The sequence below is a fragment of the Agrilactobacillus composti DSM 18527 = JCM 14202 genome, from assembly GCF_001436375.1.
GTDB classification, from domain to species: domain Bacteria; phylum Bacillota; class Bacilli; order Lactobacillales; family Lactobacillaceae; genus Agrilactobacillus; species Agrilactobacillus composti.
The window spans coordinates 144,270-170,582 of sequence record NZ_AZGA01000070.1 but is presented as its reverse complement, the minus strand read 5'-3'; the positions used below and the strand labels follow the sequence as shown (position 1 = coordinate 170,582).

The following is a 26,313-nucleotide window of genomic DNA, read 5'->3' as shown; positions in this document are numbered from 1 at the left end:
GGAGAACATAATGAATTTAATTTTAATGGGTTTACCTGGTGCTGGTAAGGGCACGCAAGCCGAAAAAATTGTGGATGAATTTCACATCCAACATATTTCGACTGGGGATATGTTTCGCGAAGCTATTGCTAACAAAACAGAAATTGGTTTGAAAGCAAAAGCTTTTATGGATCAAGGTAACTTAGTACCTGACGACGTAACTGAAGCTATTGTGAAAGCACGCTTGGCCCAAGGGGATACAGCTGATGGCTATATGCTTGATGGTTTTCCTCGGACCATTGCCCAAGCTGAAGCTTTGAATCAGATTACGGCCGATTTAGACAAACCCCTTGATGCTGTCATTAACATAGACGTTGATCCAAAAAAATTGGTTGATCGTCTATCCGGTCGCTACATTTGTAAGAACTGTGGCGCAACTTACCACAAAATTTACAATCCGACGAAGGTTGCAGGGACTTGTGATCGTTGTGGCGGACATGAATTTTTCCAACGTGAAGATGACAAACCTGAAACAGTTAAAAATCGTTTAGACGTCAACATCAAAATGAACACTCCTTTAATTGATTTTTATAAATCAAAAGGTCTATTACACACAGTTAACGGTGATCAAGACATTGATGATGTATTTAAACAAATAACTGGCGTCTTAGCTAAGCTGAACTAACTTTTCAACCAAGCAAGCAGCATCAGTTGCAAATTATTTGTAATATGGTATACTAACTCGGTATGACACGGCGGTGAGTGCTGAGGCTCTCACCATTTTTATGCGTTCAGTTTTGTAAGGGAGGTTTCCACTTGGCTAAGGACGATGTTATTGAAGTTGAAGGTAAAGTAATTGATACTTTGCCCAACGCAATGTTTAAAGTAGAATTAGAAAATGGCGCAACTATTTTGGCACACGTCTCTGGTAAAATTCGGATGCATTACATTCGTATTTTACCTGGGGATCGTGTCACAGTTGAATTGTCACCTTATGACTTGACTAAAGGTAGAATCACTTACCGTTTCAAGTAGTCGTAAGCAGTCGATCTAGATGTACATCTTTATAAAGGAGGATGTCGTATTATGAAAGTAAGACCATCAGTAAAACCAATGTGCGAACATTGTAAAGTAATTAAAAGAAAAGGCCGTGTCATGGTAATTTGTTCTGCAAATCCAAAACACAAACAACGCCAAGGTTAATATTAAATAAATAGGAGGTGCCAATATGGCTCGTATCGCTGGTATTGATTTACCTAAAGATAAGCGTATCGTCATTGCTTTAACTTATATTTTTGGTATTGGTAACACGACTGCACAAAAAATCTTAGCAACTGCTGGTGTATCTGAAGACGTTCGTACAAACGCCTTAACACCTGATCAAGAAGATAAGATTCGTGCCGTTGTCGACAACTACCGTGTTGAAGGTGACTTACGCCGTTCTGTTAATATGGATATCAAACGTCTACAAGAAATTGGTTCTTATCGTGGGATGCGTCATCGTCGGGGTTTACCTGTACGTGGCCAAAACACTAAGAACAATGCCCGGACTCGTAAAGGCCCTAAGGTCTCCATCGCCGGCAAGAAGAAATAACTGAAAAGGGAGGTTAACTAATGGCAACGAAGAAAACAACACGTAAACGCCGTGTTCGTAAAAATATCGAATCTGGCGTTGCGCACATTCACTCAACATTTAATAATACTTTGGTTATGATCACTGATCCCCAAGGCAACGCAATTGCTTGGTCTTCAGCTGGTGCTTTAGGTTTCAAAGGTAGCCGTAAGTCAACACCATTTGCGGCGCAAATGGCTGCTGAATCTGCTGCAAAAGAATCTATGGAACATGGCATGAAGGCTGTAGAAGTTGCTGTCAAAGGACCTGGCTCAGGTCGTGAAGCTGCAATTCGTTCACTTCAAGCTACTGGTTTGGAAGTAACGGCCATTCGTGACGTGACACCTGTACCCCATAATGGTTCTCGTCCACCAAAACGTCGTCGTGTTTAGTTGGGTGCGGTTATAGATTGTCAATATTATTTCTAAACGTAAATCTGATAAGCACTGCTCATTTTGAAAGGGGTACTGACAAGAATGATCGAATTTGAAAAGCCAACGATTGCTAAAGTTGATGAAAGTACAAATTATGGGAAGTTCGTAATTGAGCCTCTTGAACGCGGATATGGGACTACTTTGGGTAATTCATTAAGACGGATTTTACTGTCTTCATTATCTGGCGCAGCAGTTTCTAGCATCCAAATTGACGGTGTACTTCACGAATTTTCGACTATCGATGGCGTTCTTGAAGATGTCACACAGATCATCTTGAATATTAAAAAACTCGCTTTGAAATCTCATAGCGAGGAAGCAAGAACGGTTGAAATTGACGTTGAAGGTCCAGCAAAAGTTACTGCGGGTGATATCATTACCGATAGCGATATTGAAGTATTGAATCCTGAACAATATATTTGTACTGTAGCTGAAGGTGGCCATTTTCACGTTCGTATGATGGTTAAACAAGGTCGTGGGTATGTGCCAGCTGACCAAAACAAAACTGAAGATACCCCTATTGGTGTTTTACCAATTGATTCTATTTTTACCCCAATCGATCGCGTGAATTATCAAGTTGAAAGCACTCGTGTCGGAAAACGCAATGATTTTGACAAACTGACGCTTGACGTTTGGACCAATGGTTCCATTAATCCCCGTGAAGCAATTAGTTTGGCTGCTAAGATTTTAACGGATCATTTAAGCATCTTCGTAAACTTAACTGATGAAGCTAAGAATACCGAAGTTATGGTTGAAAAAGAAGAAACCCATAAGGAAAAGATGCTTGAAATGACAATTGAAGAATTGGACTTGTCTGTCCGTTCGTACAATTGCTTGAAACGTGCCGGAATCAATACAGTGCAGGAATTGACTAACAAGACCGAAGCTGACATGATGAAGGTTCGTAACTTAGGCCGTAAATCCTTAGAAGAAGTTAAAAATAAACTTAGTGATCTAGGTTTATCACTCAAACAAGAAGATTAAATGTAAAAGGAGGGTTAAATAATGGGTTATCGTAAATTAGGCCGTGCTTCTGCACCACGAAAAGCGATGCTACGCGATTTAACTACTGATTTAATTATCAATGAACGTATTGTAACAACTGAAACACGGGCAAAAGAAATTCGTAAGTCTGTCGAAAAGATGATCACTTTAGGCAAACGCGGTGATTTACCTGCACGTCGTCGGGCTGCTGCTTATGTCCGCGATGAAATCGCTGATATCCGTGAAGAAGAAGACAACGTGGTTGTTCAATCCGCTTTACAAAAGTTATTTAGCGATATTGCACCAAGATACACAGACCGTCAAGGCGGTTACACACGTATCATGAAAACACAACCAAGACGCGGTGATGGCGCTCCAATGGCAATTATCGAGTTTGTATAACATTCGCATTTTAATTTAAATTAAAATTGATCATTCCATACGGTGATAGGACGCTACGATGATGGGTCATCCCAAGTCTAGTTCGAACGCATTTCTTTAGAGATGTTTCATCTGCGAATGATTTTTTTGTGCACTTTTTTAAAGAATTCATTTTTTTAGCGATATCCCTTTTTAGAAGCCAGCGTTTTTATGATATGATGAAGCTAAATTCATTTTTGAGGATAATGTCATGAAGAGCATAGAAGTCAAGCATTTAAGCTATCGTTACAGTGCAGATACGGAGCTAGTCTTACAAGATGTCAGCTTCAATGTAGCTGCCGGGCAATGGATCGCCATTGTGGGCCATAACGGTAGTGGTAAAAGTACCTTAACTAAAAATTTAAATGGGTTATTAGCCCCAACTAGCGGCGAAGTCGTGATCAACGGCACAACCTTGACCGAAGATTCAGTCTGGGATATCCGCAAACAAATCGGGATCGTTTTTCAAAACCCTGATAATCAATTTGTGGGGGCAACGGTGGAAGACGATGTGGCCTTTGGGCTGGAAAATCGGCAGATTCCCCATGATGAGATGCATCGGCGGGTAAAAAAGGCTTTAAGTGATGTGGGCATGGCCGATTTTGCCACGAGAGAGCCAGCTCATCTATCCGGGGGCCAAAAGCAACGGGTGGCCTTGGCCGGTATCATTGCCATGCAGCCAGCAATCATCATTTTAGATGAAGCTACCAGCATGCTAGATCCTAAAGGCCGCAGTGACGTGTTAGGCATCGTGCAAGCACTGCAGACTCGGTTGCATGTGACTGTGTTGTCGGTGACCCACGATTTAGAAGAAGCGGCCCTAGCTGACCAAATATTGGTCTTAGATGGGGGGCGCCTCCAAGCCACTGGGACACCCAAGGAAATATTCTCCCAGGTGGACCTGATTCAACGGGCGGGGTTGACCTTGCCTTTTGTGCCCCAATTAACAGAAGATTTAAAAACCTCGGGCATTACACTGCCGGAGACGTATTTGAGTGAAGAGGAGTTGATTTCTGCGTTATGGCAATTACATTCAAAAATGTAGATTATTTTTATGATTTAGGAACTCCCATTGCCACGGCAGGGTTGAAGAATATTTCGTTGACTATCCCCGATAATAGCTATACGGCCATTATTGGCCATACAGGTAGTGGGAAATCAACATTACTCCAACACTTGAATGCGCTTTTAAAACCCAGTCACGGGGAAGTACAAATTGATTCTCGGGTGATCACCGCCGAGACAAATAATAAAAACTTAAAATCCCTCCGTAAAAAAGTCGGGATTGTTTTTCAATTTGCGGAACATCAGTTGTTTGAAGAGACCGTGGGGAAAGATATTGCTTTCGGGCCAATGAATTTTGGGGCGACACAAGCTGAAGCTTTGGAGATTGCCCGAGAAATGTTGACCACGGTGGGCTTAGATGAAAAATACTTCGACGTGTCGCCCTTTGACCTTTCTGGGGGCCAGATGCGTCGGGTAGCCATTGCCGGGGTACTGGCCCTCAAGCCAGATATCTTGGTGTTAGACGAGCCCACAGCCGGCCTAGACCCTAAGAGTCGCCAAGCGATGATGGACCTGTTTTTAGAATTACATGAAAAACGGGGGTTATCTATTATTTTGGTGACCCACCAAATGGATGACGTGGCTGATTTTGCCGAGCACGTCTTCATTTTAGAGCAGGGGCAGTTGATCAAATCTGGCACGCCCCAAGAAATTTTTAACGATTATCAATTTATGCTGGACCATGGCTTGGGATTACCTAAAGCCACCCAGTTTGCGCTGAAAATGCGCCAACAGGGGTTTAAGGTACCTACTTTACCCTTGAAAGAAGCAGAATTGGTTGATCTTATTACAAAACAGTTGACAGAGACGGAGCAGTGAAATGGATAAGCTGATATTAGGTAGATTTGTCCCTGGGGACACATGGATCCATCATATGGACCCCCGCAGTAAAATTTTGATAAGTTTTTACTTTATTGCGATTATCTTTTTGGCCAATAATGTGGCCAGCTATGCGTTGATGATCGCCTTTACCTTGGGTGTGATCTTTTTATCCGGTGTGGATCAAAAGTTCTTTTTCAGGGGTGTGCGACCGCTGTTCTTCTTGATTTTGATTACGGTCTTATTTCAACTGTTCCTGACCCGTGGTGGGCATGTTTATTGGCAGTTTGGGCCCTTTGCTTTGAGCCAATATGGGATCATCAGCAGTATTTATGTATTTTTACGGTTTATGATGATTATTTTAATGTCCACGTTACTAACGTTGACGACGGCACCGTTAATGATTGCCGATGGCATCGAAGCGTTGTTAAATCCGTTAAAGAAGTTACACTTACCCATTGATCAATTAGCCCTGATGATTTCTTTAGCCTTACGTTTTGTCCCCACGTTAATGGATGAAACCATGGCCATCATGAATGCCCAGCGGGCCCGGGGGGTTGATTTTGGAGATGGGGGCTTGATGAAACGAGTCAAAGCCATGGTCCCCGTTTTGATTCCTTTGTTTGTCAATACGTTTTCCCGAGCCGGGGATTTGGCGATTGCCATGGAATCCCGGGGGTATAACGGCGAAACAGAGCGGACCCGTTATCGGGTGTTGCAGTGGCACGCGGTTGATACCATCGCCATTATTGTCATGGTCGTCTTGACCGCTGCTTTAATCTTTGCAAGAAATTAGGAGTTTTTATGACACGTTATAAATTAACTATGGCCTATGATGGCACAGATTTCTCTGGTTTTCAGCGCCAGCCCAATCAGCGCACCGTCCAAGGCGTTTTAGAAAAGGCCCTCTTTAAAATGACCAAGGGGGCCGCCGTAACGGTGCACGGATCCGGCCGGACCGATGCCGGTGTCCATGCCCTGGGCCAAGTGATCCATTTTGATTACCCGGGCAATATTCCCGCTGAGAATATGTTAAAGGCTTTAAATTCTTTAATGCCCCTGGATACGGAAATTTTAAACAGCGCCATCGTACCAGAAACTTTTCATGCCCAATTCAATACCACGGGCAAGCGTTATCTTTATAAAGTGGACCGGGGCTACTACACCAATCCTTTTACCCGGCACTATGCCGGTCATTATCCATACCCCTTAGATTTAGCAAAAATCAAACTGGCCTTAGAAGATGTGAAGGGGACCCATGATTTCACCAGCTTCGCAGCATCTGGTGGGGTAATCAAAAACAAGGTTCGTACGATTTATGATGCGCAGGTTTGGACTGTCCCTGAACAAAATCAAATCCAATTTGAATTTTATGGCAATGGTTTTTTATATAATATGGTGCGGATATTAGTGGCCACCTTATTAGAGATTGGCAACGGCCGCCGGGATGTCCACGATTTTTTACGATTATATGAGGTCAAGGATCGCCAACAGGCCAGAGGGACTGCGCCGGCCAGTGGCCTGTACTTAAAAAAAGTTTACTATGAATCTGAAAATTCCCATTGACTTAGGGGGGGATATTAGATAAACTAGTAAACGGTATTGTTTGCCCCACGATAAGCCCCGGAAACTTACTGGTGTCAAACATCGACTCGAAAAATGGAGGAAATACAACGTGCGTACAACTTATATGGCTAAACCAACTGAAATTGAACGTAAATGGTATGTTGTCGACGCTACAGATATCGCCTTAGGTCGTGTATCTGCTGTCGTTGCATCAATTTTACGCGGTAAAAACAAACCAACTTTCACACCTAACATTGACACAGGTGACAACGTCATCATCATCAATGCTGGCAAAGTAAAGTTGACTGGTCGCAAAGCAACTCATAAATTCTACTATCATCATAGTAATCACCCTGGTGGTTTGAAAACTAAGACTGCCGGCGAATTATTAGCTAACAATCCAGTGCGCTTGGTTGAAAATTCAATCAAGGGTATGTTACCTAAAAATAGCTTGGGTCATCAACAATTCTTGAAGTTACATGTTTATGCAGATGCTGATCACAAACATGAAGCTCAAAAACCTGAAGCATTAGACTTAACAAAGTTAATTTAATTAAGGAGGAATTATAGTGGCTCAAGTATCTTATTCTGGCACTGGTCGTCGTAAAGACTCAGTAGCCCGCGTTCGCCTCGTACCCGGTTCTGGTAAAATTACCATCAACAACCGCGACGTTGTGGATTACATCCCATTTGAAAATTTAATCAATGATATGAAACAACCTTTAGACATTACCGAAACAGCAGGTAGCTATGACATTTTGGTAAATGTTAACGGTGGTGGCTTCTCTGGTCAAGCCGGTGCTATCAGACATGGTATCTCCCGTGCTTTATTAGACGTCGATCCTGATTTCCGTGGACCTTTAAAACGTGCAGGCATGTTAACCCGTGACCCTCGTATGAAGGAACGTAAGAAACCTGGTTTGAAGAAAGCCCGTAAAGCTAGTCAATTTTCAAAACGTTAATATTTTATATATTATCATTCAAAGCACTTCTCCTGTGGGAGAGGTGTTTTTTTGTCTCTTCATATAAAAGTCGGTCAAATAAATAACTAATTTACAACAGGGGCTTGCCTTGGAGTTCGGACGAAGGTTTATAGTCAATCTATGCTGTGAGACAGAAATAAATCGATGCAGCATTCAAACTGAACCATTAAATGGAGGAATTACGATGAACTTATTAATATTAGCCGCTAATGGTCAAATTGCCCGGATCGTTGAATCCCGTATTTTAGATGAAGCTCAATTTGCGGATGTGCACCTAACGCTGGGCTTGCGCAATCCGAATCGTTTGCAAGAACTTGCTACCAATCCCCGGGTGAAATTGTTGGACGTTGATCTGGATAATGCTGATGAAGTGAAACAAGCTATGGTTGGTCAGGATATGGTTTTCACCGCTGTGGTTGACCATGATTCCAATAATACTGCCACTAAAAATGTCATTGCTGCTGCCAAAGCAGCCGGTACCAAACGGATCATTGCTACCAGCTTACTGGGGCTATACGATGAAGTTCCAGGTGAATTTGGCCGTTGGAATCACCAAATGGTTGACAGTGGGTTACCAGCTGCAATTGCGGCCGATAAGCTGTTGGCCGATTCTGGGATCACTTACACCACTTTGCGCCTACCTTGGTTGAATGACCGCCCTGAGGTTAAATATGCCATCACTCATCGCCATGACACCTATATTGGCGTGTCTGGCTCCCGTCGCAGTATTGCGGATGTTGTTTTACGGATCGTGGCAGACCCAAGTTTTGCCGCCAATGATAGTATTGGTATTGCTGACCCTGATACCCAGGGCCAAGATCGGCCAGTTTATTGAGGATCGATTCGTTAAGCAGGATGTGCCGTGATGCGTCAGATAAAATGGAAAATAACTATCGAGGGCTTGCCTTGGTGTGCAGACCAAGGGTTACAATGAATTTGAATTGAATGAAGCCTAAACAAAAAGAAATGGAGTGCTTTATAAAATGCAAACAGTTAAATTAAATAATGGCGTTCAAATGCCGATCCTAGGCTATGGTGTATTTCAAATCACCGATCAACAGGTGGCTGAAACTGCCGTTGTCGATGCCATCGACAGTGGGTATCGTTTGATTGATACCGCTGCTTCTTATGGTAATGAAGCGGCGGTTGGTAAAGGCATCAAGCGCAGTGGGGTGGCCCGCAAAGATTTATTCATCACCACCAAACTTTGGGTGTCGGATACCGGGTATGAAGCGACCAAAAAAGCTTTTAACAAATCCTTGGAACGGCTACAACTGGATTATTTGGATTTATATTTGATTCACCAGCCTTATGGGGATGTTTATGGTTCATGGCGGGCCATGGAAGAATTGTATGAAGCCGGAAAAATTAGAGCCATTGGTGTGTCTAACTTCACGGCTGATCGGCTGATTGATTTGATGCTGAATAATAAGGTGAAACCTGCGTTAAATCAGATAGAAGTCAATCCGTGGATGCAACAAAAAGATGAGGTCGCTTATCTGCAAGCTCATGACGTGCAACCCGAAGCCTGGGCACCTTTTGCAGAAGGTAAACACGACATTTTCAAAAATGACGTGTTAACTAAAATTGGGGCTAACTATGGCAAATCTGTGGGTCAAGTCATTTTGCGCTGGCTGACCCAACGGGGGATCGTTGCGGTTTCAAAATCTTCCCGGAAAGAACGGATGGCCGAAAACATTAACAGTCTTGACTTCAAATTAACCGCTGCTGAAATGCAACAAATTGCGCAACTCGATAAAAAAGAAAGTCAATTTTTTGACCATCGTGATCCAGCTGCGGTTGAAAGAATTTTAAACTTGGTTCGTAAAGTCTAATTCAAAGGGGAGGCAATTATTATGAATATTGATGCTGTTGCTAAAAAATTTGATTTGACTAAAGATACCCTGCGTTACTGGGAACGGTTGGGTTTACTGCCACCCATTGAACGGAATCAAAGCGGCTATCGCACTTATAGTGAGCATGATATGAACTGGGTATTTTATATCAAAGTTCTGCGTAATGCGGGAATGACCATTGAAGCATTGATCGAATTTGTGAAATTGTACCGGGAAGGGGATCAGACGACTGAAGCTCGGAAATTGTTGTTGATTGATCAACGTGAGGAATTATTAAACAAAGTGGCGGCCATTCAAAAGACAGTTAAATATTTGAATTATAAAATTGATCATTTTGAAGACCACACATTGAATTATGAAAAAGAAAAGTTAGCTTATGAGGAGGAAAAAATTAATGAATAAAGTCGTTGTAATTACTGGTGCATCTAGTGGTATTGGCGAAACAACTGCCAAACTTTTAGCCCAAGACGGGGACTTACTGGTTTTAGGCGCCCGGCGTGAAGCTAAATTGCAACAAATCGTCAGTGATATTGAAGCGGCTGGTGGCAAGGCGGTTTATGCCTTGACTGACGTGACCAGTTTAGAGAGCGTCCAAGCATTGGCTAAACTTGCTTTAGACAAGTTTGGTCACATCGATGTATGGATGAATAATGCCGGTTTAATGCCCCATTCTGAATTTATCAAGGGCAAAGTTGCCGACTGGAATCGCATGATCGACGTCAACCTGCGAGGGCTGTTGTATGGGATTGATGCAGCCTTGCCAAGTATGCGGGCTCAAAAATCTGGCCAATTTATCAATGTGGCTTCCGTGGCCGCCCATGCGGTGCATCCCGGTGGCGGTGTTTACAGTGCCACCAAAGCTGGTGTTTTAATGATCAGTGAGGCCTTGCGTCAAGAAGAAGCGGCCGCTAAAAGTAATGTTCGTGTCACCGTGGTTTCCCCAGGTGCGGTGGCAACTGAACTGGTGGACCATGTGACGGATCAAAGCACCAAACAAGCATTGGAAGGTTATTATAAACAAAATGCGATTTCTCCAGAGCGGGTGGCGACTTCAATTAAAGCGGCCATTGATTTGCCGGCGGATGCAGCATTAAATGAAATTATCATTAGACCGACGCAGCAAGAATAGGATGTGACTTTTTGGAAAAAAGACAACTGGGTGCTTTGACGGCAGACGCAATGGGACTAGGTTGCATGGGCATGAGTTTTGCCATGGGGCCTTGCCTGATCAAAAGCAAATGGTCAAGTTATTGCAAGCTGCTGTAGAAAATGGCGAAACCTTTTTTGATACCGCTGAAGTTTATGGCCCCTTTACCAGTGAATCCCTGTTGGGCAAGGCGTTGGCCCCATATAAAGATAAAGTCACCATTGCAACTAAGTGTGGCATTCGAATTGAGAATGGCAAGCAAATTGTGGATGGCAATATTACGGGGATTCAGGAATCTGTAGAAGGGTCACTGCAAAGATTGGGTGTCGACGCCATTGACCTTTATTACCTGCATCGGGTTGATCCTAATGTGCCAATTGAAGACGTGGCTTATAAGATGGGGCAGCTGAAAAAAGCTGGCAAAATTAAGCATTGGGGTTTATCAGAAGCTGGTGTGCAAACGATTCGTAAAGCCCATGGGGTTGAACCCTTAGCAGCCGTGGAGAGTGAATACTCACTTTGGACGCGGGAACCAGAGCAGGAACTATTGCCCACACTTGAATCATTGGGTATCGGCTTTGTCCCGTTTAGTCCCCTGGGCAAGGGCTATCTTACTGGTAAAATCACAGCAGCTACTGAATTTAGCAAGGGGGATGGCCGCAATAATTTACCGCGATTTACGCAACATGCAATTGCAGCCAATCAGCAGTTGATCAAAGTCATTAGTGAGTTTGCCACAGCTAAACAAGCCACACCAGCACAAATTGCGTTGGCTTGGTTATTAGCACAAAAGCCTTGGATCGTCCCAATTCCTGGTACGACTAAATTAAACCGACTTAAAGAAAATCTTGGCGCTCTTAAGGTCAAATTCACCGATACTGAATTAACACAGTTGAATCAATTGTCAAAACAAGTTAAAATCACCGGCAATCGTTATTCAGCAGAATTAGCGAAAAGAGCTGGTCGCTAGCTAACTTTCAAAAATTTGAATAGCATCATTTGAAATACCGTTACGCTATGAACGGTATTTTTTTGTTTTCTATCATTCGATTTAGGCATAACTAGATATTAAATATAGGTATTTTACATTAGTACCCCGCGCCCACATAATAAAACTATGCTAGTTGAACCGCTAAAACCTGGTTCAACGCATCAAATTGATGTGACGTAATATAAGGAGGAATTTTTGATGACGATTCAAAATGAAGTTGTAATTATTACCGGTGCTTCTAGTGGTATTGGGGCAGCAACTGCCAAGCTATTGGCCCAAAAAGGCGCTAAGTTGGTTCTAGGGGCGCGACGAGCAGCTAAACTGACCCAGCTTGTTGCCGACATCACAGCTACAGGCGGCCAAGCCATTTATCAAGTCATGGATGTGACGAAACCGGCTGATAACCAAGCCCTGGTCCAGCTAGCTAAAGACAAATATGGCAGAGTGGATGCGATATTTTTAAACGCGGGTCTGATGCCCAACTCACCATTATCAGCCCTTGAAGTTGATAAATGGCAGGCCATGGTTGATGTGAATTTAAAGGGCGTCTTAAATGGCATTGCCGCCGTATTGCCAGAATTTAAAGCGCAAAAGTTTGGACATGTGATAACTACCAGCTCAGTGGCGGGGCTAAAGGCTTATCCTGGCGGGGCCGTTTACGGCGCAACGAAGTGGGCTGTGCGTGATTTAATGGAAGTCTTACGAATGGAATCGGCCCAAGAAGGCACCCATATTCGCACGGCAACCATTTATCCGGCGGCAATTCAATCAGAGTTACTGCAGACTATTGATGACAAAACAACTCTACAAGGGATGCAACAGGTTTATGAGACCTATCAAATCGCACCTGAACGTGTCGCTAACGTGGTGGCATTTACCATTGATCAACCAGCAGATACCAACATCAGTGAATTAACCATTGGCCCCACGGATCAACCCTGGTAAGTTTAGGCAATTAAAACATTGCTTTGGTTGGAGCGATATTTTTACTTACTGATGCCATATAAATCGGGCTTGCCTTAAAGCCCACTTTAAGGTTTATGCTGATATGACGATGTATTAGAAAAGGGAAGTGAAAGTATGAAGAAAACGTTCTGGACAATAGTGGGGCTGATGGTATTATTGACGATTGGTGAAATTGGTTTGTATCAAAAAAATCAGCTACAAAATAACGTTACCGTGTCAGTACAAGATAAGGCTTGCCGCGTGACACCGGCAGATAGGCCCATCTTAGACAAAGCAATGATTTTACACGGCAGCAATTTGATAAACAAGTGAGGGAAGAGCTTATGACAACCAAAGTAACTTATATAAATGCCAACAGTCCCGAATTTAAAGCTTTAGATACTATTGTTGATAAAAATCAGCAGCTTTTACAAATTTTGAATACGCAGTATCAGACACCAACCAGGATTTTGGCCCAAGTTGGCCAGATCATTGGACAAGTTATTGACCCCAGCGTAACCATCCATTTACCTTTTCGCAGTGACTATGGCCGCCACATTACCCTAGGCAAAAGGGTATTTATCAATAGCAATGCCATGTTTGTGGATTTAGGGGGGATTACCATAGAAGATGATGTATTGATTGGTCCCAATGTCACCATCGTCAGTGTGAATCATGCCCAGGATGCCTTGGATCGTAAAAGTTTATATTTAAATTCGGTGCATATCCAAGCAAATGCTTGGTTAGGGGCCAATACCACGGTTTTACCCGGGGTCACCATCGGCAAAAATGCAATTATCGCCGCCGGAGCTGTGGTTACCCACGATGTCGCACCCAACACAATTGTGGCGGGCGTACCGGCCAGAGTCATTAAGTCGACCTTGAATTAGGTGAGAAGGGGGCAAAGCAATTGCTAATTAAAAAGAGGACCATGTTGCTGCTGGCCCTGCTGGTTAGTATCATCCCCATATTCGGGGGTAAACTGTATATTCAAAAAGCGCAGGCTGCAACCTATGTTCAACAAAATATCCCCACGTTATTTTTCCACGGCTGGGGTGGCAGTTACCATTCTGAGACCCAGATGACGACCGCCGCAAAATCGGCGGGGGTCACGGATACGGTGGTCCGGGCTGATGTGAGTCCTAAGGGGCATGTTCATTTTGTGGGTCAGTTAGCTGCTAATGCTAAAAATCCGATTATTCAGGTGAACTACCAGAATAATCGGAATGGTAATTATTATGAAGACGGCCGCTGGGCCAAAAATGTTATCGTGGCTTTACAAAAACAATACCACTTTCAAAAAATGAATTTAGTGGGGCACTCCATGGGCAATATGGCTATTATGTATTATTTAATGGCCAACACCAATGATCCAACACTACCCACTTTAAACAAACAAGTGGACATTGCCGGTCACTTTAATGGTATTTTAGGGATGAATGATGCGCCTAATCAAATGAAGTTGGCAGCCAATGGGCAACCCATCCACATGGACAAAGATTATCGGGCGCTACTTAAATTGAGAAAGACTTATCCAAAACAAGTCCGGGTTTTGAACATCTATGGGGATAAAAATGATGGTACCCATTCTGATGGGGATGTGAGCAATGCGTCGTCACAATCATTACGGTATCTCATTGCCAAGCGGGCCCAGTCTTATACCGAAAAGAAATTTGTTGGACCCCAGGCCCAACATAGTCGTTTACATGAAAATAAAGCAGTGGATAAGGTTTTGATTCGTTTTTTGTGGCCCCAGTCTTAGGTTAAATCAGATTTAACTTGTTTTAAAAAGGCATTGGCCGCTTCGGAACGGTGCTGTTGTTGCAACCAGATTAGACTGACTTTGCTGCGCAGGGCCGGTTTCAAGGGGATAAATTTTAAATCAGTTTGCTGCGTATTGATGATTCCATCCACACAAAGGGCGTAACCAACTTTGGCGGTTACCAATAAAGAGGCATTGTATAGCAAGTTATAAGTGGCCACGATAGCTGCGGGGTCAAAGGCTTGGCCGGCCCAAGTTTGCAAGATATCGATCACACCGCTTTGCTGGGACATGATCAAAGAAACACCCGACAGATCTTTTGGGGTGATAAAAGCTTGTTGGCCCAGCTTAGAATCTTTTAAGGCCAGAACACCCCATTGACTGGTGGTTGGTAAGGTCACAAAGGCATAGTTGCTTTTATCCACAGGTTCCATGACTAACCCAAAATCAAAAATATTGGTTTGAATTTTAGCATGGATATCATCAGCGTTAGTGCTGGTGATATTTATTTTGATTTGGGGATAAGTTGTTTGTAACTGTTTAATCGTCTGGGCAATCAGCAGCATGTGTTTAGACTCGCCACAGCCAATGGCAATTGAACCAGCTATGTCGGGATTATGATGAATATTGGCAGTGGTCTTATCCGCTAAAGCAACGATTTGAGTCGCTTGGTTGACCAAGTATTGTCCGGCTGCCGTGAGCTTTAAAGGGAGTTGTTGACGGTCAAATAAAGTGACACCCAGTTCTTGTTCTAAATCTTGGAGTTGCCGTGAAATCGTGGGTTGAGACACATGCAGCTGTTGGGCTGCGCGACTGATATTTTGTTCAGCGGCCACCGCTAAAAAATAACGTAAGACACGTATTTCCATGATATAACCTCCATAGTTACAATTTTATTTATAAAAAGGCTTGCCTTAGAGTTTGGACTAAGGTTTAGAATAAAGTTATTCTGTTAAGGATACAGGCTTTAAAAGACAGAATATGATGCAATTCATGAGACAACAATGATTTATTGAAAGTGTGAGAATATGGCCAATGAGAAAGCTTTGATTATTTATTTTTCGGTATCTGGGAACACAAAACGTGCCGCTGAAAAATTACAGCAGCAAACTGGGGCTGATATTTATCGCCTACAACCGGCAACCCCTTACCCTGATGATTACGATGGGGTGATTGCTGTCGGTGAAAAGGAAAAAGACAACAATATTCACCCCGCTATTAAGGGAAAATTACCTAATTTGGCCCAGTATCACAAAGTCTATATTGGTTATCCAATCTGGTGGCAACGCCCGCCAATGCTGATCGACAGTTTGTTTGAGCAATGTGATTTAGCTGGCAAACAAATCGTAGCTTTTGCCACCAGTGCTGAAACACCGCTAGCCGATACCCTTTCAGAAATGAAAAAGCTAGCAAAAACAGCTGGTGCTACACTGGTACCAGCATAAATAGTGTGCCAGTAAACGTGCAAACAGTTAGTAATATTAAAAATATACGGAGGCATTTTATGAAAGCAGCAGTATTTATAGAACCAGGTAAAGTTGAGGTCAAAGAATTAGCCAAACCAACGCTGGAAAAACCCACCGATGCCATTATTCGCATCGTGCGGGCCAGCGTGTGCGGGTCTGATTTATGGTGGTTCCGGGGCATCAGTCACCGTGACGCTAATACCACTGTGGGCCATGAAGCTATTGGCATCATTGAGGCGGTGGGGTCTGAAGTCACCGCGGTCAAACCTGGGGATTTCGTCATTGCCCCGTTTACCCATGGCTGCGGGCATTGTGCGGCTTGTTTAGCCGGGTTTGATGGTGATTGCCTGAATCAAGAACCCGGCATTAATGGGGGTTATCAAGGCCAATATTTACGTTTTCCAAATGCCAACTGGGCTTTGATCAAGATTCCGGGGCACCCCAGTGATTATTCGGATGCCGTTTTAAATTCACTGGTAACCTTGGCCGACGTGATGGCCACCGGGTATCACGCCGCAGCCAGTGCTGAGGTGAAATCAGGCGATACAGTCGTGGTCATGGGGGATGGTGCCGTTGGTCTTTGTGGAGTTATCGCCGCTAAGTTGCGGGGGGCTAAACGGATTATTGCCATGAGTCGCCATGCTGATCGCCAAGCACTAGCCAAAGAATTTGGTGCCACCGATATTGTGGCTGAACGGGGCCAAGCAGCCGTTGACAAAGTCAAGGCTTTGACTGATGGCGTTGGTGTGGATGCTGTTTTGGAATGTGTGGGCACGGCCCAATCCGTGGACACTGCTGTACAAGTTGGCCGCCCCGGCGCCATTGTGGGTCGTGTGGGCGTCCCACAAAAAGCGGAAATGAATACCAATCAATTGTTTTGGCAAAATATCGGCCTGCGTGGTGGTGTGGCCTCAGTCACCACCTATGACAAAACCGTTTTATTAAAGGCAGTTTTAACAGGTCAAATTAATCCTGGGAAAGTCTTTACCCAACGGTTTGACCTCGACCACATTCAAGACGCCTACGATGCTATGGACCAGCGTCTAGCCATTAAATCCTTAGTGGTAATTAGTGACTAGTCAGGATCAAGTGGCGAAACCAGATAAAGACAATTTTGCCTGTGGTCCTTTTGCTTGATTTTTAGAGTCACAACTGCTAGCATAACAAACAATATAGATGGCTGGGGCTACTAGCCAACTTCGGCGTAACTTAGGTTGCGCCGTTTTAAATTTAAACACGCAATAATTTGTTAAATCAGCTGAAGGGAACCGACAAAACATGAAATTAACAGGCAATGAGATCTTGATCACAGGTGGCACATCGGGGATTGGTTTAGCACTAGCTACTAACTTATTAGAAAAGGGCAATCAGGTCGTGGTGCTGGGGCGCCGCCAAGACAAATTAGCCGCAGTTCAGGTTCAGCATCCCAAGTTATTAACCTTTCAGGCCGATGTGGGGCAACCTGAATCTTTGCAGCCACTGTTAACGTGGCTGCCGGCACATTTACCTAAGTTAAACATGGTGATCAATTCCGCCGGGATTATGCAACCTCATGATTTGTTGGATCCCCATTTAACGTTAACGGCCTTAACCGCCGATATTCAAATCAATCTCATGGGCACGATTGCTGTGGATCAATTGCTATTACCCCAATTATTGGCCCAAGAGGAAGCCATGATCGTCAATGTTTCTTCTGGGTTGGCTTACCTCAGCTCCGCACCACATCCCACTTATTCTGCCTCGAAAGCCGGGGTACACATGTTTACATCGGCCTTAAGAGAACAGCTGACTTATGCTGATAAAAATCAGGTTCATGTGCTGGAATTGGTGCCACCATTGGTTTCTGAAACAGGTTTACAAAGTGGCGATTTAGCCGGTTCTTTTGGGAATATGAAACTGGCGGATTTGGTCGAGGTCACGCTCAAGGGGATGGCTCAAAATAAGCCCCGGATCAATGCGGGTGCTGCCAAAATTTTACAAAAAATGGAACAGATCATGCCCAATCAAGCTGAAAAAATGATTGCCAAAGATAGTCTAAAACAATTCTTTCCGGAGGGCTTATAGGTCCGGCATGATTTTTAGGGCGTATGAAGCCCCAATTTGAATAACTAGTGTTACCATAAATGTAGTTACAAAATTGACAGTTATTAGAGGAGTGGGTCAGATGTATGCAGATTTGAATGGCAAAGTTGCCGTTATCACCGGGGGTTCCAAGGGGATTGGTAATGCCATCGCCCAACGGTTTGGGCAAGAACATATGAAAGTTGTCATCAACTATAACAGTGATCCTGAAGGTGCCCAAAAAGTGGCTGACGCGATCTTAGATCAAGGTGGTCAAGGGGCCGTGACAGTGCAAGCTGATGTGGCCACGGAAGCTGGGGTGCAAGCTATCTTAGATGCGGCCCTGACAAACTTCGGGGATTTAGATGTCTGGGTCAACAACGCCGGTATGGAAATCAAAGCACCCACCCACGAACTGACCCTAGCAGACTGGAACAAGGTCATCTCGATCAATGAAACGGGCGTCTTCTTAGGGTCAAAAGCGGCCTTGGCTTATTTTAAAGCCCACAAAAAGCCTGGCAACATTATCAACATGTCTTCTGTTCATGAACAAATTCCTTGGCCGACGTTTGCCAGTTATGCCGCGGCCAAGGGCGCAGTGAAGCTATTCACCCAAACCATTGCCATGGAATATGCCAAGGACGGTATTCGGGTCAATGGCATTGGTCCAGGGGCCATCAACACGCCCATCAATGCGGATAAATTTGCCGACCAGGCCCAATATGATCAAACCGTCGCCATGGTCCCCATGAATCGCATTGGCAAACCGGAAGAAGTCGCGGCCGGGGCAGCTTGGTTGGCGTCTAGTGAATCCAGTTATGTCACGGGGATCACTTTATTTATCGACGGGGGGATGACCTTGTATCCCGCTTTTAAAGATGGCCAAGGCTAAGGAGAGAAACGACCATGACTAGCATCAGTATGATTTTGATCGGGTTATTAGGTATTTTGCACCTAGGGTTTATGTATTTGGAAATGTTTGCCCCCAAAGCCTTGCAAGCCAAGAGCTTTGGCATGCCACTGGCCTTTGTGACCCAACTTAACGCCCAAGTGGCTCTGAAAAATCAAGGTATCTATAACGGGGCTTTGGGTGTGGTTTTGTTGTTGAGTCTCTGGTTACTCAGTGGTAGCGGGCAAATCGCTACCCTGCGCTTACTGGCTGGTTTTGTCATTGTCGTGGGGGTATATGGTGGTGCCACAGTAACTAAAAAAATATATGGTCTACAGGCGTTGCCCGGGGCCTTAGCCTTGATCAGTTTATTTTTTTAAATAAGGTTAGATGCTAAAAATTTAAATAAAACTAAGCGCTAATATATAACACAAAAAAACTGCTGGAGCTATTTTCCGGCAGTTTTTTTAAGGACATAAGGTGAGGTGTGACTTACCTGGTGTTGGGGCGTTATTTGTTCATCAAAACCATAAGTTTCTGAAACCACATATAAGGGCCGTCCCCGGGATTGCATGAAGATACGACCAACGTAATTGCCTAAAATACCCAAGGTGATCAAGATGAAGCCGCCAATCATCAGGCTGAATAACGCAATTTCTACCCCCAGGGTAAAGCCGTTCACCACGCCCACAATCAGACTGGCCAAGGCCCCTAACAACAAGAGCCCCCCTAGCCACTGGGCCAGCTTTAAGGGCACCATTGAAAATGACACTAAGCCATCCGTGGCTAACTTCAACATCTTCCGCAGGGTATATTTGGTTTCACCGGAGGCGCGTTCTTGGCGAACATAATGTACCGTGGTCTGCTTAAAGCCCAGCCAGCTCACCATCCCCCGCAAAAAGGGATCGGTCTCAGGCATTTGATTTAAAACCGTCACCACCCGGCGGTCCATTAAGCGAAAGTCCCCGGTATCTAAGGGCATATGGACGCTAGTGATTTGTCGTAGCAAGCGGTAGAACAAACTAGCCGAAGCCTTCTTGAAAAAGGTTTCGCCTTCTCGCTGCTGACGTTGTCCGGCAACCACGTCATAGCCTTGGTGCCACTTGTCGATCATGGTGGCAATGATGCTAGGTGGGTCTTGCAAATCTGCATCCATGACCACCACTGCCGTACCCTGGGCATAGTGAAGCCCAGCAGAAATGGCTAACTGCTGGCCGAAGTTTCTGGAAAAAGATACTAATCTCACACTGGGATGAGCCAGCGCGTTTTCTTTGAGGATTGTTTCTGTTTGATCGGTTGAGCCGTCGTTAACAAAAATCAATTCATAATGCTCAGGCCGATTTTGACAGTAATCAAGCAGCACATCAATTGTTTTTTGAATCCCCGCTGTTTCATTATAGACTGGCAAGACGATTGAGATGAGTTCTTTGTTCATAAATAAGACCCCGTTTACTTGATTTTCATAAAAATATAAGTTCAAAGTTATAAAATAGTTGCTGATTTAATTGTAACGTACAGACTGATTTTATTGTAGACCAGCACTTAAAATGGGACCACATTTTGTTGCGCAAGGGCAGTGTAAACTAACGAACTTGTAAACCGCTTTTGATTATGAACGATTAGCGGGTAATCGGCTAGTTGGTAATGATAGGTATTTATTATATCAACTTGCTGGCCCGTATTGCCATTATTTGTGATGGTAATACGATATTTGCCCGCATTTAGCGCATGGGAGAGACGATAAACATCGCTATGCTGTTTTAAATCATAAGTTTGCTGTGTTTTGAGATTGGTCAGTTGCACTAAGACCTTAGAATTTTGATGAATCTGCACAGAAAAGTAAGTGGCATTGACGTTTAACACAACTTGTTGGGTGATGGTGCTGCCAGCAGCCATCAGAGTGGGCTTGGCATGGTATTGGGCAGAAAGTTGACTGCGTTGGGCCGCGACCACTTGGGTTTTCGGATCAGTATCAGCTAACCACTTGGACCAACCTATTAAACCCGCGCCGGTGACTAAAAGCAGCATGAGCGGTAATAAGCGTCTGAGCGGCAAGGCTTGCCGGTGCGGTTTCGGCAAGGTTGCAATTTGAAAAAAAAGTAGCGGTAAGATCAATTGACCATAGCGAGCTTCAACTTCCCAAAAAAGAACATGAAAGGCCAGATAGCCTAACGTCGTAAGGACCGCTAACAACGTCACCACATCCCGGGTGTGCTTTAAATTGGGTCGCCATGTCCATAAGCGCCAGCTAGCAGTTAACAAAAGTATCAGCGTGGCAACTTGATAAGTGCGGGCTATCAAAGCATCCAGGAATTGCGCATGGTTTTGATACCAGGCAGGTGCAGCGCGATAGCCACCATTATACCAATCTTGAATGTCAGTGACGTTGAAGAAAACACCTAACTTCAAGGTCCATAGTTTTAATAGTCCAATTGGGCCAAGTTCTTGAAGACGTTTGGGGATGGCTTGTAAATCGTATTGCTGACGGGCTTGTTTATTGGGGAGTTTAACCGCATGTTCAACATCTGAGGTGGAATAAGTGCCTGTCGTGGTTGTATTGGTGCCAACCAACAGCCAGGAGGTGACCGGCAATTCAAAGGTCGCATTGGGTTGGAAATTACTAGCCGTATAGATTAGCTGCTTGGCCGGGAGGCTTAGGGCAAATCCCAAGACAATCAATAATATCGGCGTTAGTAATTTGAAATGATGCCACAATTTCTTACCGAAAATCAGTCCCAATAAAATGACCAGGGCAGGTAGGAGTACAATCAGATTCGGCTTGAGCAATTGGCCTAATAAGACGGCGGTACAAAGCAGCACGCCACTGCCAAAGCGTTGACGTTTAGAACGCCGAGGCCAAAACAATAAGGTTCGTAAAATTACCAGTAAGACGAGCATGGAAGGTAAATCGGAATAAAATACTTGCAGATAATAGGTGTAGGCAAAAGGGGTCATGGTCAAAAAAGCAAGGGTACCCAGTAAAGTTGTATTTCCTTGATGGGTCTGATAAAGCGTATAAAGCACCAGACAGATGAAAGTATCTAATAGCAAGATATTTAAGATAGCTAAGGCGACATTGGTGTTTAACGTCAACCATCGTGCTAAACGCAGCCATAAAGCTAGTAAGTAAGTGATGGGGACATTATTGGGATAACGCCAGAAATAGGTTGTTCGCCAACTGAGTTTGCCTGCTGCCATTTTGTCAGCCTGGGACAAAACACGATAAGGATCATGGAAGATGGTATCTGGCAGAAATGTGAGTATAAGAATTTGCAAGACTAACATCAAGCCTAAAACAAGCACTAGTAGCCATTTGATCTGCTGGCGAGTTAGGCGATTGATACACGGTGCCAGTAAGTACCAAGTCAGCATGATACTACCACTTATTAAGAGAATAGCAGTACTGTCAAGACTAGTATTGAAGTTGATGAGCTTGCTGAGGATACCAAGAATCAAGCCAATTGCCAACAAAATAGGCAACAGCATCGGTTTACGAACTTTAGACATTTTTTAGATCACACCCAACTTTGAGTCCTGCGACTGACGTTCTAATAACTATCTTGAAGCAACTTGTGATAATCTGCAAGGGACGTTTTTTTACATAGGTTTTACAAAAGCTATTATTATTTACTGGCAAGGTGAAATAACTAGGATTTTGAGGGATGTTGTTTGAACAATAGCCGATTTATGATTTGAATCACGAATGCTTCTTGCGGTGTAAAGAGTAGCCAAAAAGCCCCCGCCAAGAGCAGACTACCCATGACATCTGATGGAAAGTGGTCTCGCAAAACGATTCGTGAAGCAGCGACCATTAATAACCAGACGATACCAATTAAGATAGCAGCTAATTTTTTCTCTTGATCCTTGATCAGTGGTAAAACCACCAGCAATAAGGTGCAAACGAAAATTGTGGTACAAAATGTGTGGCCACTGGGGAAACTAAAACCAGTGTCTGGCACGACTTGATGGATTGGCCGGGGCCGTTGCACGATGTATTTAATAATCTCAACGATGCCAGCACCCGCCAATTGAATGGTGCCCACCCACAAGCTGTAGGCGGGACTTCGATAAACCCATAAATAGCCACAAAGTATTGCTGTTAAAACGAAAACCGTGGCCGGGCTGCCTAAAAAGGCAATCACCTTAAAAATCGTTATGTTTAAGGCCGTTGTTGTGGCCAATAGTGCTTGAAGATAGCTGTCCATAACTGTCAACCAGCGGGTTTGCAACATCACATTGATAGCAAGAAACAAGAAGAGGAGCAGTAATGCATGACCAATAAAATAGCGTCGTTTAAGTGTCATTGAATGGCACCCCCTTTTTTACGGAGGGTCATGACGATCACTGGTAGCAGTGAAATGATGACGATGGCAATTAAGATGAGCTCGAAATGTACTTTGATAAAGGCGATATTGCCAAAGAAATAACCCGAACCAAGCGCTAAGGCGACCCAACTGAAGCCGCCACTGATGTTATAGATAATGAAATCGCGATAGTTCATTTGCCCGATGCCGGCTGTAAAGGGGATGAAGGTCCGAATGATCGGGATAAAACGGCCTAAAAAAATGGCCAGTTTACCATGTTGGTTGAAGAAGGTTTGGGAACGTTTTAGATATTGTGGTTTGATGAAGCGATTTAATTTCGAAGTTGTGGTCAAATAATGGCCGAGATGTTTACCAATTTCGAAATTGACGGAATCGCCCCCAACTGCCGCTAGGGTTAATAACAAGAGCAAGAGCCAAATATTTAAAGACTGTTTTGAAAGTGCGGCTAAGGAACCGCATAAGAACAGCAGTGAATCTCCGGGAAGAAAGGGGACCACAACTAGGCCAGTTTCGATAAAAATCAACAAAAATAAGCCGATGTAAATTAAATTGCCATACTGACCGATCAACTGTGGTAGTATCTGATTGATATTTGGAATGAAGGATAAGAGTATTGAAAGTGACATAGGCCAAGCCCCCTGCATAATTTGAATGGATACAGTCGCAGCATGCAAACTGTATCATGGCCTTAGCATAGTTGAAAAAAGTGGCTGCACCTAGCTAGTCAAACTAAAGCTAAATTAAATTTTCAAGTTGTGATGGCTTTAAAAGCTTGCTACAGCGGTCAATTATTCTGAGTTTTTTTCAGAATACCTTATAAATTGCCACAAAAAACAGCGCAAAAGAATTAATCAGTCTTTTGCGCTGTTGTAGTGGGTTGCTGCAGGGTGAGTATAAGCTGGATGATTGTCCCCTGGGGGTGATTGGCGGTGATTTCAAAATGGCCATGGCTCATTTTAGCCAGCTGGTCGGCAATGGCTAGGCCTAACCCGGTGCCTGGCACCGCACCTCGCACATCGGCACTGCGGTAAAAACGTTCGAAAATATGAGCTCTGTCTTTGGAATCAATGCCACGGCCTTGATCGGCGACGGCTAGGCTAACTTGATCAGGCCCAGCTTGTTTCAAAGTAACGTGAATGGTGCTATTTTCAGGCGAGTATTTCGCAGCATTGGTGATTAAATTGTCGACGATCTGGACCAGGGCTGCCGCATTGCCATCAATGAAGATAGCCGGTGCGATAGCGCTGGTGATGGTTTGAACAATGGTGGGATTCAATTGTTGGAGCAGATCGTCTAAGGTGGTACTTAAATTAAAGCGCTGTGTTTGCAGGGGTAATTGATCCGCATGGGAAAGTTGTAACAACTCATCAATGAGTTGTTGCATTTGGCGGGATTCGTCAATAATGTAAGTGACGGATTTGGGAACAATTTCAGGATGTTCTGCGGCGTGGCGTTCAATCAGTTGGGCATGACTTCTGATGGTTGCAATGGGCGTGCGTAATTCATGGGCAGCATTCATCACAAAACTTTTCTGTTGTTCCTGCCGTTGGTGCAATTGGGCAAGCAGGGCATTGAAGCTGGTGGCTAAGTCAGTAACCTCCGTGGGGTATTTAGGGACGGGCAATTGTGTGGCATCAGTATCCGGCTGATCGGCGGTGATAATGGTTTGAGTACTTTGGGAGAGGGTGCGCAGAGAATCTGTCAACTTGTGGGTGAGTCGACGGATATAAAAGGGACTTACGAACAAGGTTAAAATCAGCAACAAAATTGTCACCGTCAGGACGCGGCCTAAAATTGCCATTTGATTTTGGACACTTTGCCAAAGTTCATATTTAATACCCCGAGCGTGAACCATTTGGTGAAAAAATAAGCCTTTGTCGGGACGATAATATAAATTTCGAATGAGCGGCACGGCCACTGGCTTGCTGGCCAGAAGTTTAACCGTGTTGGGGGAATAATAGTGTTTCACTTTGGCATCGGCTCGCATATTGTAAATCGAAATATAACTGGAGCTGGTATCTAAAGTGCTATTTTTACGCCAAGTATCCCAATCATTATCGCTATCGATATCGGTTTTTTTTAAACTAGTCATTGTATGGGCGGAAGTGATAGTGACCTCTTCTAGCAACTGATGGCCAACCGCAATCACAATTAACATACCTAGGGATAGGGTAATGAAGACGACCATGGCCATTAAATGGCGCAACATGATGGCGGCACTGGATTGATTTTTCATTTTCATCAATAAAATCACCTGATTTATAAGGCTGCGACATTGTCAGAAATCATATAGCCAATGCCACGAATGGTATGGATCAACTTTTTTTCGCTTGAGTTGGCATCAATTTTAGCCCGAAGATTGCGAACATAAACATCCAAAATATTAGGTTGGCCATCAAAATCAATGCCCCAAACGGCATCCAACAGGTCATCTCTAGGGCAAGGCTGGTCCTGGTGGGCTAATAAAACTAGGAGTAATTCATATTCCCGCTGGGTCAAAGGAATAATCAGGCCATGGCGTTGGACACGCTTGGTATCGGTGTCCACACTGAGGTCATCAATGTGATAACCCGTGTTAAAGGCGGTATTTTGCTGGCTGTGCCGCAGGGCAACTTCGATCCGGACCAAGAGCTCTTCCATTTCAAAGGGTTTAGTGATGTAGTCATCAGCCCCACCACTGAGGCCGGCTACTTTATCACCGATGTAGTCGCGAGCAGTCAGCATGATTATCGGCACTTGGCTGGTTCTGCGAATACGCCGTAAAACGCCAAAACCATCCAATTTAGGTAACATCCAGTCCAAAATGATTAGTTGAATTTGATTTTGATTGGCTTTGAATTTAGCCAAAGCCTCTAAGCCGTCCTTGGCCCAGATGACCTGCATGTCCTCCAATTCAAATTCGGTTTTGAGTGAATCGGCTAGACCCGGTTCGTCTTCTACGAGTAACAAAGTTGTTTTCAAAAAATCCAGCGTCCTTTCATTTTGGTGTAACAGTCGTTATGTGTCTTGCGG

General features: G+C 44.1%; 34 protein-coding genes. 27 read left to right on the top strand and 7 right to left on the bottom strand.

Annotated features, from left to right (window positions below; translation table 11 throughout):
- Window positions 1-10 precede the first annotated feature (10 nt).
- The 22 genes from FC83_RS12100 (at window position 11) to FC83_RS12000 (ending at window position 14,560) form a co-directional block, all read left to right on the top strand.
- A complete protein-coding gene (locus FC83_RS12100) occupies window positions 11-664 on the top strand; it encodes an adenylate kinase (RefSeq protein WP_035452981.1) in 654 nt (217 codons plus the stop codon).
- Between the two features lie 131 nt (window positions 665-795).
- Window positions 796-1,014: a translation initiation factor IF-1 gene (gene infA / locus FC83_RS12095; RefSeq protein ID WP_035452983.1), complete on the top strand. Its 219-nt coding sequence runs from the start codon at window positions 796-798 to the stop codon at window positions 1,012-1,014.
- Between the two features lie 51 nt (window positions 1,015-1,065).
- Window positions 1,066-1,182 (top strand): 50S ribosomal protein L36, encoded by a 117-nt coding sequence (rpmJ, locus tag FC83_RS16955; protein WP_057823560.1) that lies wholly within the window; start codon window positions 1,066-1,068, stop codon window positions 1,180-1,182.
- 25 nt (window positions 1,183-1,207) lie between these two features.
- Window positions 1,208-1,573: a 30S ribosomal protein S13 gene (gene rpsM / locus FC83_RS12090; protein WP_035452985.1), complete on the top strand. Its 366-nt coding sequence runs from the start codon at window positions 1,208-1,210 to the stop codon at window positions 1,571-1,573.
- A 20-nt stretch (window positions 1,574-1,593) separates the two neighbouring features.
- Window positions 1,594-1,983, top strand: a complete 390-nt coding sequence (gene rpsK / locus FC83_RS12085) for a 30S ribosomal protein S11 (RefSeq protein WP_035452987.1) — start codon at window positions 1,594-1,596, stop codon at window positions 1,981-1,983.
- An 84-nt stretch (window positions 1,984-2,067) separates the two neighbouring features.
- Window positions 2,068-3,006, top strand: coding sequence for a DNA-directed RNA polymerase subunit alpha (locus FC83_RS12080; RefSeq protein ID WP_035452989.1), 939 nt, complete (start codon window positions 2,068-2,070; stop codon window positions 3,004-3,006).
- Window positions 3,007-3,027: 21 nt separating this feature from the next.
- The gene (gene rplQ, locus FC83_RS12075) at window positions 3,028-3,408 is read left to right on the top strand and encodes a 50S ribosomal protein L17 (protein WP_035452991.1); all 381 of its coding nucleotides are present in this window, start codon (window positions 3,028-3,030) and stop codon (window positions 3,406-3,408) included.
- Window positions 3,409-3,637: 229 nt separating this feature from the next.
- Complete coding sequence (locus tag FC83_RS12070; protein WP_057002821.1) at window positions 3,638-4,471, top strand: energy-coupling factor ABC transporter ATP-binding protein; 834 nt, start codon at window positions 3,638-3,640, stop codon at window positions 4,469-4,471.
- Window positions 4,447-5,310 (top strand): energy-coupling factor ABC transporter ATP-binding protein, encoded by an 864-nt coding sequence (locus FC83_RS12065; RefSeq protein ID WP_035452993.1) that lies wholly within the window; start codon window positions 4,447-4,449, stop codon window positions 5,308-5,310. The genes FC83_RS12070 and FC83_RS12065 overlap by 25 nt, the downstream gene beginning before the upstream one ends.
- Window position 5,311: 1 nt before the next feature.
- The gene (locus tag FC83_RS12060; RefSeq protein WP_057002820.1) at window positions 5,312-6,106 is read left to right on the top strand and encodes an energy-coupling factor transporter transmembrane component T family protein; all 795 of its coding nucleotides are present in this window, start codon (window positions 5,312-5,314) and stop codon (window positions 6,104-6,106) included.
- An 8-nt stretch (window positions 6,107-6,114) separates the two neighbouring features.
- Entirely contained in the window at window positions 6,115-6,876 is a 762-nt protein-coding gene (gene truA / locus FC83_RS12055; RefSeq protein WP_035452997.1) for a tRNA pseudouridine(38-40) synthase TruA, read from the top strand.
- A 109-nt stretch (window positions 6,877-6,985) separates the two neighbouring features.
- Complete coding sequence (gene rplM / locus FC83_RS12050; RefSeq protein ID WP_035452999.1) at window positions 6,986-7,429, top strand: 50S ribosomal protein L13; 444 nt, start codon at window positions 6,986-6,988, stop codon at window positions 7,427-7,429.
- A 16-nt stretch (window positions 7,430-7,445) separates the two neighbouring features.
- Window positions 7,446-7,838, top strand: a complete 393-nt coding sequence (gene rpsI / locus FC83_RS12045; RefSeq protein ID WP_035453001.1) for a 30S ribosomal protein S9 — start codon at window positions 7,446-7,448, stop codon at window positions 7,836-7,838.
- A gap of 205 nt (window positions 7,839-8,043) precedes the next feature.
- A complete protein-coding gene (locus FC83_RS12040; RefSeq protein WP_035453003.1) occupies window positions 8,044-8,694 on the top strand; it encodes an NAD(P)H-binding protein in 651 nt (216 codons plus the stop codon).
- Window positions 8,695-8,842: 148 nt separating this feature from the next.
- On the top strand, window positions 8,843-9,694 hold the full coding sequence (locus tag FC83_RS12035) for an aldo/keto reductase (RefSeq protein ID WP_035453005.1): 852 nt from the start codon (window positions 8,843-8,845) through the stop codon (window positions 9,692-9,694).
- A gap of 21 nt (window positions 9,695-9,715) precedes the next feature.
- Complete coding sequence (locus tag FC83_RS12030) at window positions 9,716-10,117, top strand: MerR family transcriptional regulator (protein ID WP_035453007.1); 402 nt, start codon at window positions 9,716-9,718, stop codon at window positions 10,115-10,117.
- Entirely contained in the window at window positions 10,110-10,844 is a 735-nt protein-coding gene (locus tag FC83_RS12025; protein ID WP_035453008.1) for an SDR family oxidoreductase, read from the top strand. Before FC83_RS12030 ends, FC83_RS12025 begins: the two co-directional genes overlap by 8 nt.
- A 91-nt stretch (window positions 10,845-10,935) precedes the next feature.
- A complete protein-coding gene (locus FC83_RS12020) occupies window positions 10,936-11,832 on the top strand; it encodes an aldo/keto reductase (RefSeq protein WP_338028714.1) in 897 nt (298 codons plus the stop codon).
- 219 nt (window positions 11,833-12,051) lie between these two features.
- Window positions 12,052-12,798 (top strand): SDR family oxidoreductase, encoded by a 747-nt coding sequence (locus FC83_RS12015; protein ID WP_035453009.1) that lies wholly within the window; start codon window positions 12,052-12,054, stop codon window positions 12,796-12,798.
- Between the two features lie 135 nt (window positions 12,799-12,933).
- On the top strand, window positions 12,934-13,131 hold the full coding sequence (locus FC83_RS12010; protein ID WP_035453011.1) for a hypothetical protein: 198 nt from the start codon (window positions 12,934-12,936) through the stop codon (window positions 13,129-13,131).
- An 11-nt stretch (window positions 13,132-13,142) separates the two neighbouring features.
- Window positions 13,143-13,688 (top strand): DapH/DapD/GlmU-related protein, encoded by a 546-nt coding sequence (locus FC83_RS12005; protein ID WP_035453012.1) that lies wholly within the window; start codon window positions 13,143-13,145, stop codon window positions 13,686-13,688.
- Between the two features lie 26 nt (window positions 13,689-13,714).
- Complete coding sequence (locus FC83_RS12000) at window positions 13,715-14,560, top strand: alpha/beta hydrolase (protein ID WP_201782568.1); 846 nt, start codon at window positions 13,715-13,717, stop codon at window positions 14,558-14,560.
- Here FC83_RS12000 and FC83_RS11995 read toward each other — a convergent pair.
- Complete coding sequence (locus tag FC83_RS11995; RefSeq protein ID WP_035453015.1) at window positions 14,557-15,429, bottom strand: LysR family transcriptional regulator; 873 nt, start codon at window positions 15,427-15,429, stop codon at window positions 14,557-14,559. The genes FC83_RS12000 and FC83_RS11995 overlap by 4 nt on opposite strands.
- A 159-nt stretch (window positions 15,430-15,588) precedes the next feature.
- Here FC83_RS11995 and FC83_RS11990 point away from each other — a divergent pair, with 159 nt between their 5' ends.
- The 5 genes from FC83_RS11990 to FC83_RS11970 all read left to right on the top strand — a co-directional run bounded on the left by FC83_RS11990 (window position 15,589) and on the right by FC83_RS11970 (window position 19,356).
- Window positions 15,589-16,005 carry a flavodoxin gene (locus FC83_RS11990; protein ID WP_057002818.1) on the top strand — a complete coding sequence of 139 codons (417 nt, stop codon included), beginning with the start codon at window positions 15,589-15,591 and terminating at the stop codon, window positions 16,003-16,005.
- 59 nt (window positions 16,006-16,064) lie between these two features.
- Window positions 16,065-17,105 (top strand): zinc-dependent alcohol dehydrogenase family protein, encoded by a 1,041-nt coding sequence (locus FC83_RS11985; protein WP_035453017.1) that lies wholly within the window; start codon window positions 16,065-16,067, stop codon window positions 17,103-17,105.
- A gap of 199 nt (window positions 17,106-17,304) precedes the next feature.
- The gene (locus tag FC83_RS11980) at window positions 17,305-18,090 is read left to right on the top strand and encodes an SDR family oxidoreductase (protein WP_035453019.1); all 786 of its coding nucleotides are present in this window, start codon (window positions 17,305-17,307) and stop codon (window positions 18,088-18,090) included.
- Window positions 18,091-18,190: 100 nt separating this feature from the next.
- Window positions 18,191-18,979: a glucose-1-dehydrogenase gene (locus FC83_RS11975; protein WP_035453021.1), complete on the top strand. Its 789-nt coding sequence runs from the start codon at window positions 18,191-18,193 to the stop codon at window positions 18,977-18,979.
- Window positions 18,980-18,993: 14 nt separating this feature from the next.
- Entirely contained in the window at window positions 18,994-19,356 is a 363-nt protein-coding gene (locus FC83_RS11970) for a DUF1304 family protein (RefSeq protein ID WP_035453023.1), read from the top strand.
- A 68-nt stretch (window positions 19,357-19,424) separates the two neighbouring features.
- Here the strand turns inward: FC83_RS11970 and FC83_RS11965 are convergent, their stop codons facing one another.
- The 6 genes from FC83_RS11965 to FC83_RS11940 all read right to left on the bottom strand — a co-directional run bounded on the left by FC83_RS11965 (window position 19,425) and on the right by FC83_RS11940 (window position 26,262).
- Window positions 19,425-20,411 (bottom strand): glycosyltransferase family 2 protein, encoded by a 987-nt coding sequence (locus tag FC83_RS11965; RefSeq protein ID WP_057002817.1) that lies wholly within the window; start codon window positions 20,409-20,411, stop codon window positions 19,425-19,427.
- A 107-nt stretch (window positions 20,412-20,518) separates the two neighbouring features.
- Window positions 20,519-22,483 carry a hypothetical protein gene (locus FC83_RS11960; RefSeq protein WP_057002816.1) on the bottom strand — a complete coding sequence of 655 codons (1,965 nt, stop codon included), beginning with the start codon at window positions 22,481-22,483 and terminating at the stop codon, window positions 20,519-20,521.
- Between the two features lie 140 nt (window positions 22,484-22,623).
- On the bottom strand, window positions 22,624-23,280 hold the full coding sequence (locus tag FC83_RS11955) for a phosphatase PAP2 family protein (RefSeq protein WP_035453025.1): 657 nt from the start codon (window positions 23,278-23,280) through the stop codon (window positions 22,624-22,626).
- On the bottom strand, window positions 23,277-23,927 hold the full coding sequence (locus FC83_RS11950; protein WP_035453027.1) for a VTT domain-containing protein: 651 nt from the start codon (window positions 23,925-23,927) through the stop codon (window positions 23,277-23,279). The genes FC83_RS11955 and FC83_RS11950 overlap by 4 nt, the downstream gene beginning before the upstream one ends.
- A gap of 221 nt (window positions 23,928-24,148) precedes the next feature.
- On the bottom strand, window positions 24,149-25,543 hold the full coding sequence (locus FC83_RS11945) for a sensor histidine kinase (protein ID WP_035453029.1): 1,395 nt from the start codon (window positions 25,541-25,543) through the stop codon (window positions 24,149-24,151).
- A gap of 17 nt (window positions 25,544-25,560) precedes the next feature.
- On the bottom strand, window positions 25,561-26,262 hold the full coding sequence (locus FC83_RS11940; protein WP_035453030.1) for a response regulator transcription factor: 702 nt from the start codon (window positions 26,260-26,262) through the stop codon (window positions 25,561-25,563).
- Between the last annotated feature and the right edge of the window lie 51 nt (window positions 26,263-26,313).

Bases quoted from the DNA above. Each gene is read 5' to 3' on its own strand.
- rplQ (WP_035452991.1), top strand. From the start codon at position 3,028: ATGGGTTATCGTAAATTAGGCCGTGCTTCTGCACCACGAAAAGCGATG.
- FC83_RS12100 (WP_035452981.1), top strand. From the start codon at position 11: ATGAATTTAATTTTAATGGGTTTACCTGGTGCTGGTAAGGGCACGCAA.
- FC83_RS11960 (WP_057002816.1), bottom strand. From the start codon at position 22,483: ATGTCTAAAGTTCGTAAACCGATGCTGTTGCCTATTTTGTTGGCAATT.
- FC83_RS12010 (WP_035453011.1), top strand. From the start codon at position 12,934: ATGAAGAAAACGTTCTGGACAATAGTGGGGCTGATGGTATTATTGACG.
- FC83_RS12030 (WP_035453007.1), top strand. From the start codon at position 9,716: ATGAATATTGATGCTGTTGCTAAAAAATTTGATTTGACTAAAGATACC.
- FC83_RS12070 (WP_057002821.1), top strand. From the start codon at position 3,638: ATGAAGAGCATAGAAGTCAAGCATTTAAGCTATCGTTACAGTGCAGAT.
- FC83_RS11970 (WP_035453023.1), top strand. From the start codon at position 18,994: ATGACTAGCATCAGTATGATTTTGATCGGGTTATTAGGTATTTTGCAC.
- FC83_RS11985 (WP_035453017.1), top strand. From the start codon at position 16,065: ATGAAAGCAGCAGTATTTATAGAACCAGGTAAAGTTGAGGTCAAAGAA.
- FC83_RS11975 (WP_035453021.1), top strand. From the start codon at position 18,191: ATGTATGCAGATTTGAATGGCAAAGTTGCCGTTATCACCGGGGGTTCC.
- FC83_RS11955 (WP_035453025.1), bottom strand. From the start codon at position 23,280: ATGACACTTAAACGACGCTATTTTATTGGTCATGCATTACTGCTCCTC.
- rpmJ (WP_057823560.1), top strand. From the start codon at position 1,066: ATGAAAGTAAGACCATCAGTAAAACCAATGTGCGAACATTGTAAAGTA.
- FC83_RS11965 (WP_057002817.1), bottom strand. From the start codon at position 20,411: ATGAACAAAGAACTCATCTCAATCGTCTTGCCAGTCTATAATGAAACA.
- FC83_RS12065 (WP_035452993.1), top strand. From the start codon at position 4,447: ATGGCAATTACATTCAAAAATGTAGATTATTTTTATGATTTAGGAACT.
- FC83_RS12005 (WP_035453012.1), top strand. From the start codon at position 13,143: ATGACAACCAAAGTAACTTATATAAATGCCAACAGTCCCGAATTTAAA.
- FC83_RS12080 (WP_035452989.1), top strand. From the start codon at position 2,068: ATGATCGAATTTGAAAAGCCAACGATTGCTAAAGTTGATGAAAGTACA.
- truA (WP_035452997.1), top strand. From the start codon at position 6,115: ATGACACGTTATAAATTAACTATGGCCTATGATGGCACAGATTTCTCT.
- FC83_RS11945 (WP_035453029.1), bottom strand. From the start codon at position 25,543: ATGAAAATGAAAAATCAATCCAGTGCCGCCATCATGTTGCGCCATTTA.
- FC83_RS12025 (WP_035453008.1), top strand. From the start codon at position 10,110: ATGAATAAAGTCGTTGTAATTACTGGTGCATCTAGTGGTATTGGCGAA.
- rpsM (WP_035452985.1), top strand. From the start codon at position 1,208: ATGGCTCGTATCGCTGGTATTGATTTACCTAAAGATAAGCGTATCGTC.
- FC83_RS12040 (WP_035453003.1), top strand. From the start codon at position 8,044: ATGAACTTATTAATATTAGCCGCTAATGGTCAAATTGCCCGGATCGTT.
- FC83_RS11995 (WP_035453015.1), bottom strand. From the start codon at position 15,429: ATGGAAATACGTGTCTTACGTTATTTTTTAGCGGTGGCCGCTGAACAA.
- FC83_RS12035 (WP_035453005.1), top strand. From the start codon at position 8,843: ATGCAAACAGTTAAATTAAATAATGGCGTTCAAATGCCGATCCTAGGC.
- FC83_RS11950 (WP_035453027.1), bottom strand. From the start codon at position 23,927: ATGTCACTTTCAATACTCTTATCCTTCATTCCAAATATCAATCAGATA.
- FC83_RS11990 (WP_057002818.1), top strand. From the start codon at position 15,589: ATGGCCAATGAGAAAGCTTTGATTATTTATTTTTCGGTATCTGGGAAC.
- rpsK (WP_035452987.1), top strand. From the start codon at position 1,594: ATGGCAACGAAGAAAACAACACGTAAACGCCGTGTTCGTAAAAATATC.
- FC83_RS12060 (WP_057002820.1), top strand. From the start codon at position 5,312: ATGGATAAGCTGATATTAGGTAGATTTGTCCCTGGGGACACATGGATC.
- FC83_RS12015 (WP_035453009.1), top strand. From the start codon at position 12,052: ATGACGATTCAAAATGAAGTTGTAATTATTACCGGTGCTTCTAGTGGT.
- FC83_RS11980 (WP_035453019.1), top strand. From the start codon at position 17,305: ATGAAATTAACAGGCAATGAGATCTTGATCACAGGTGGCACATCGGGG.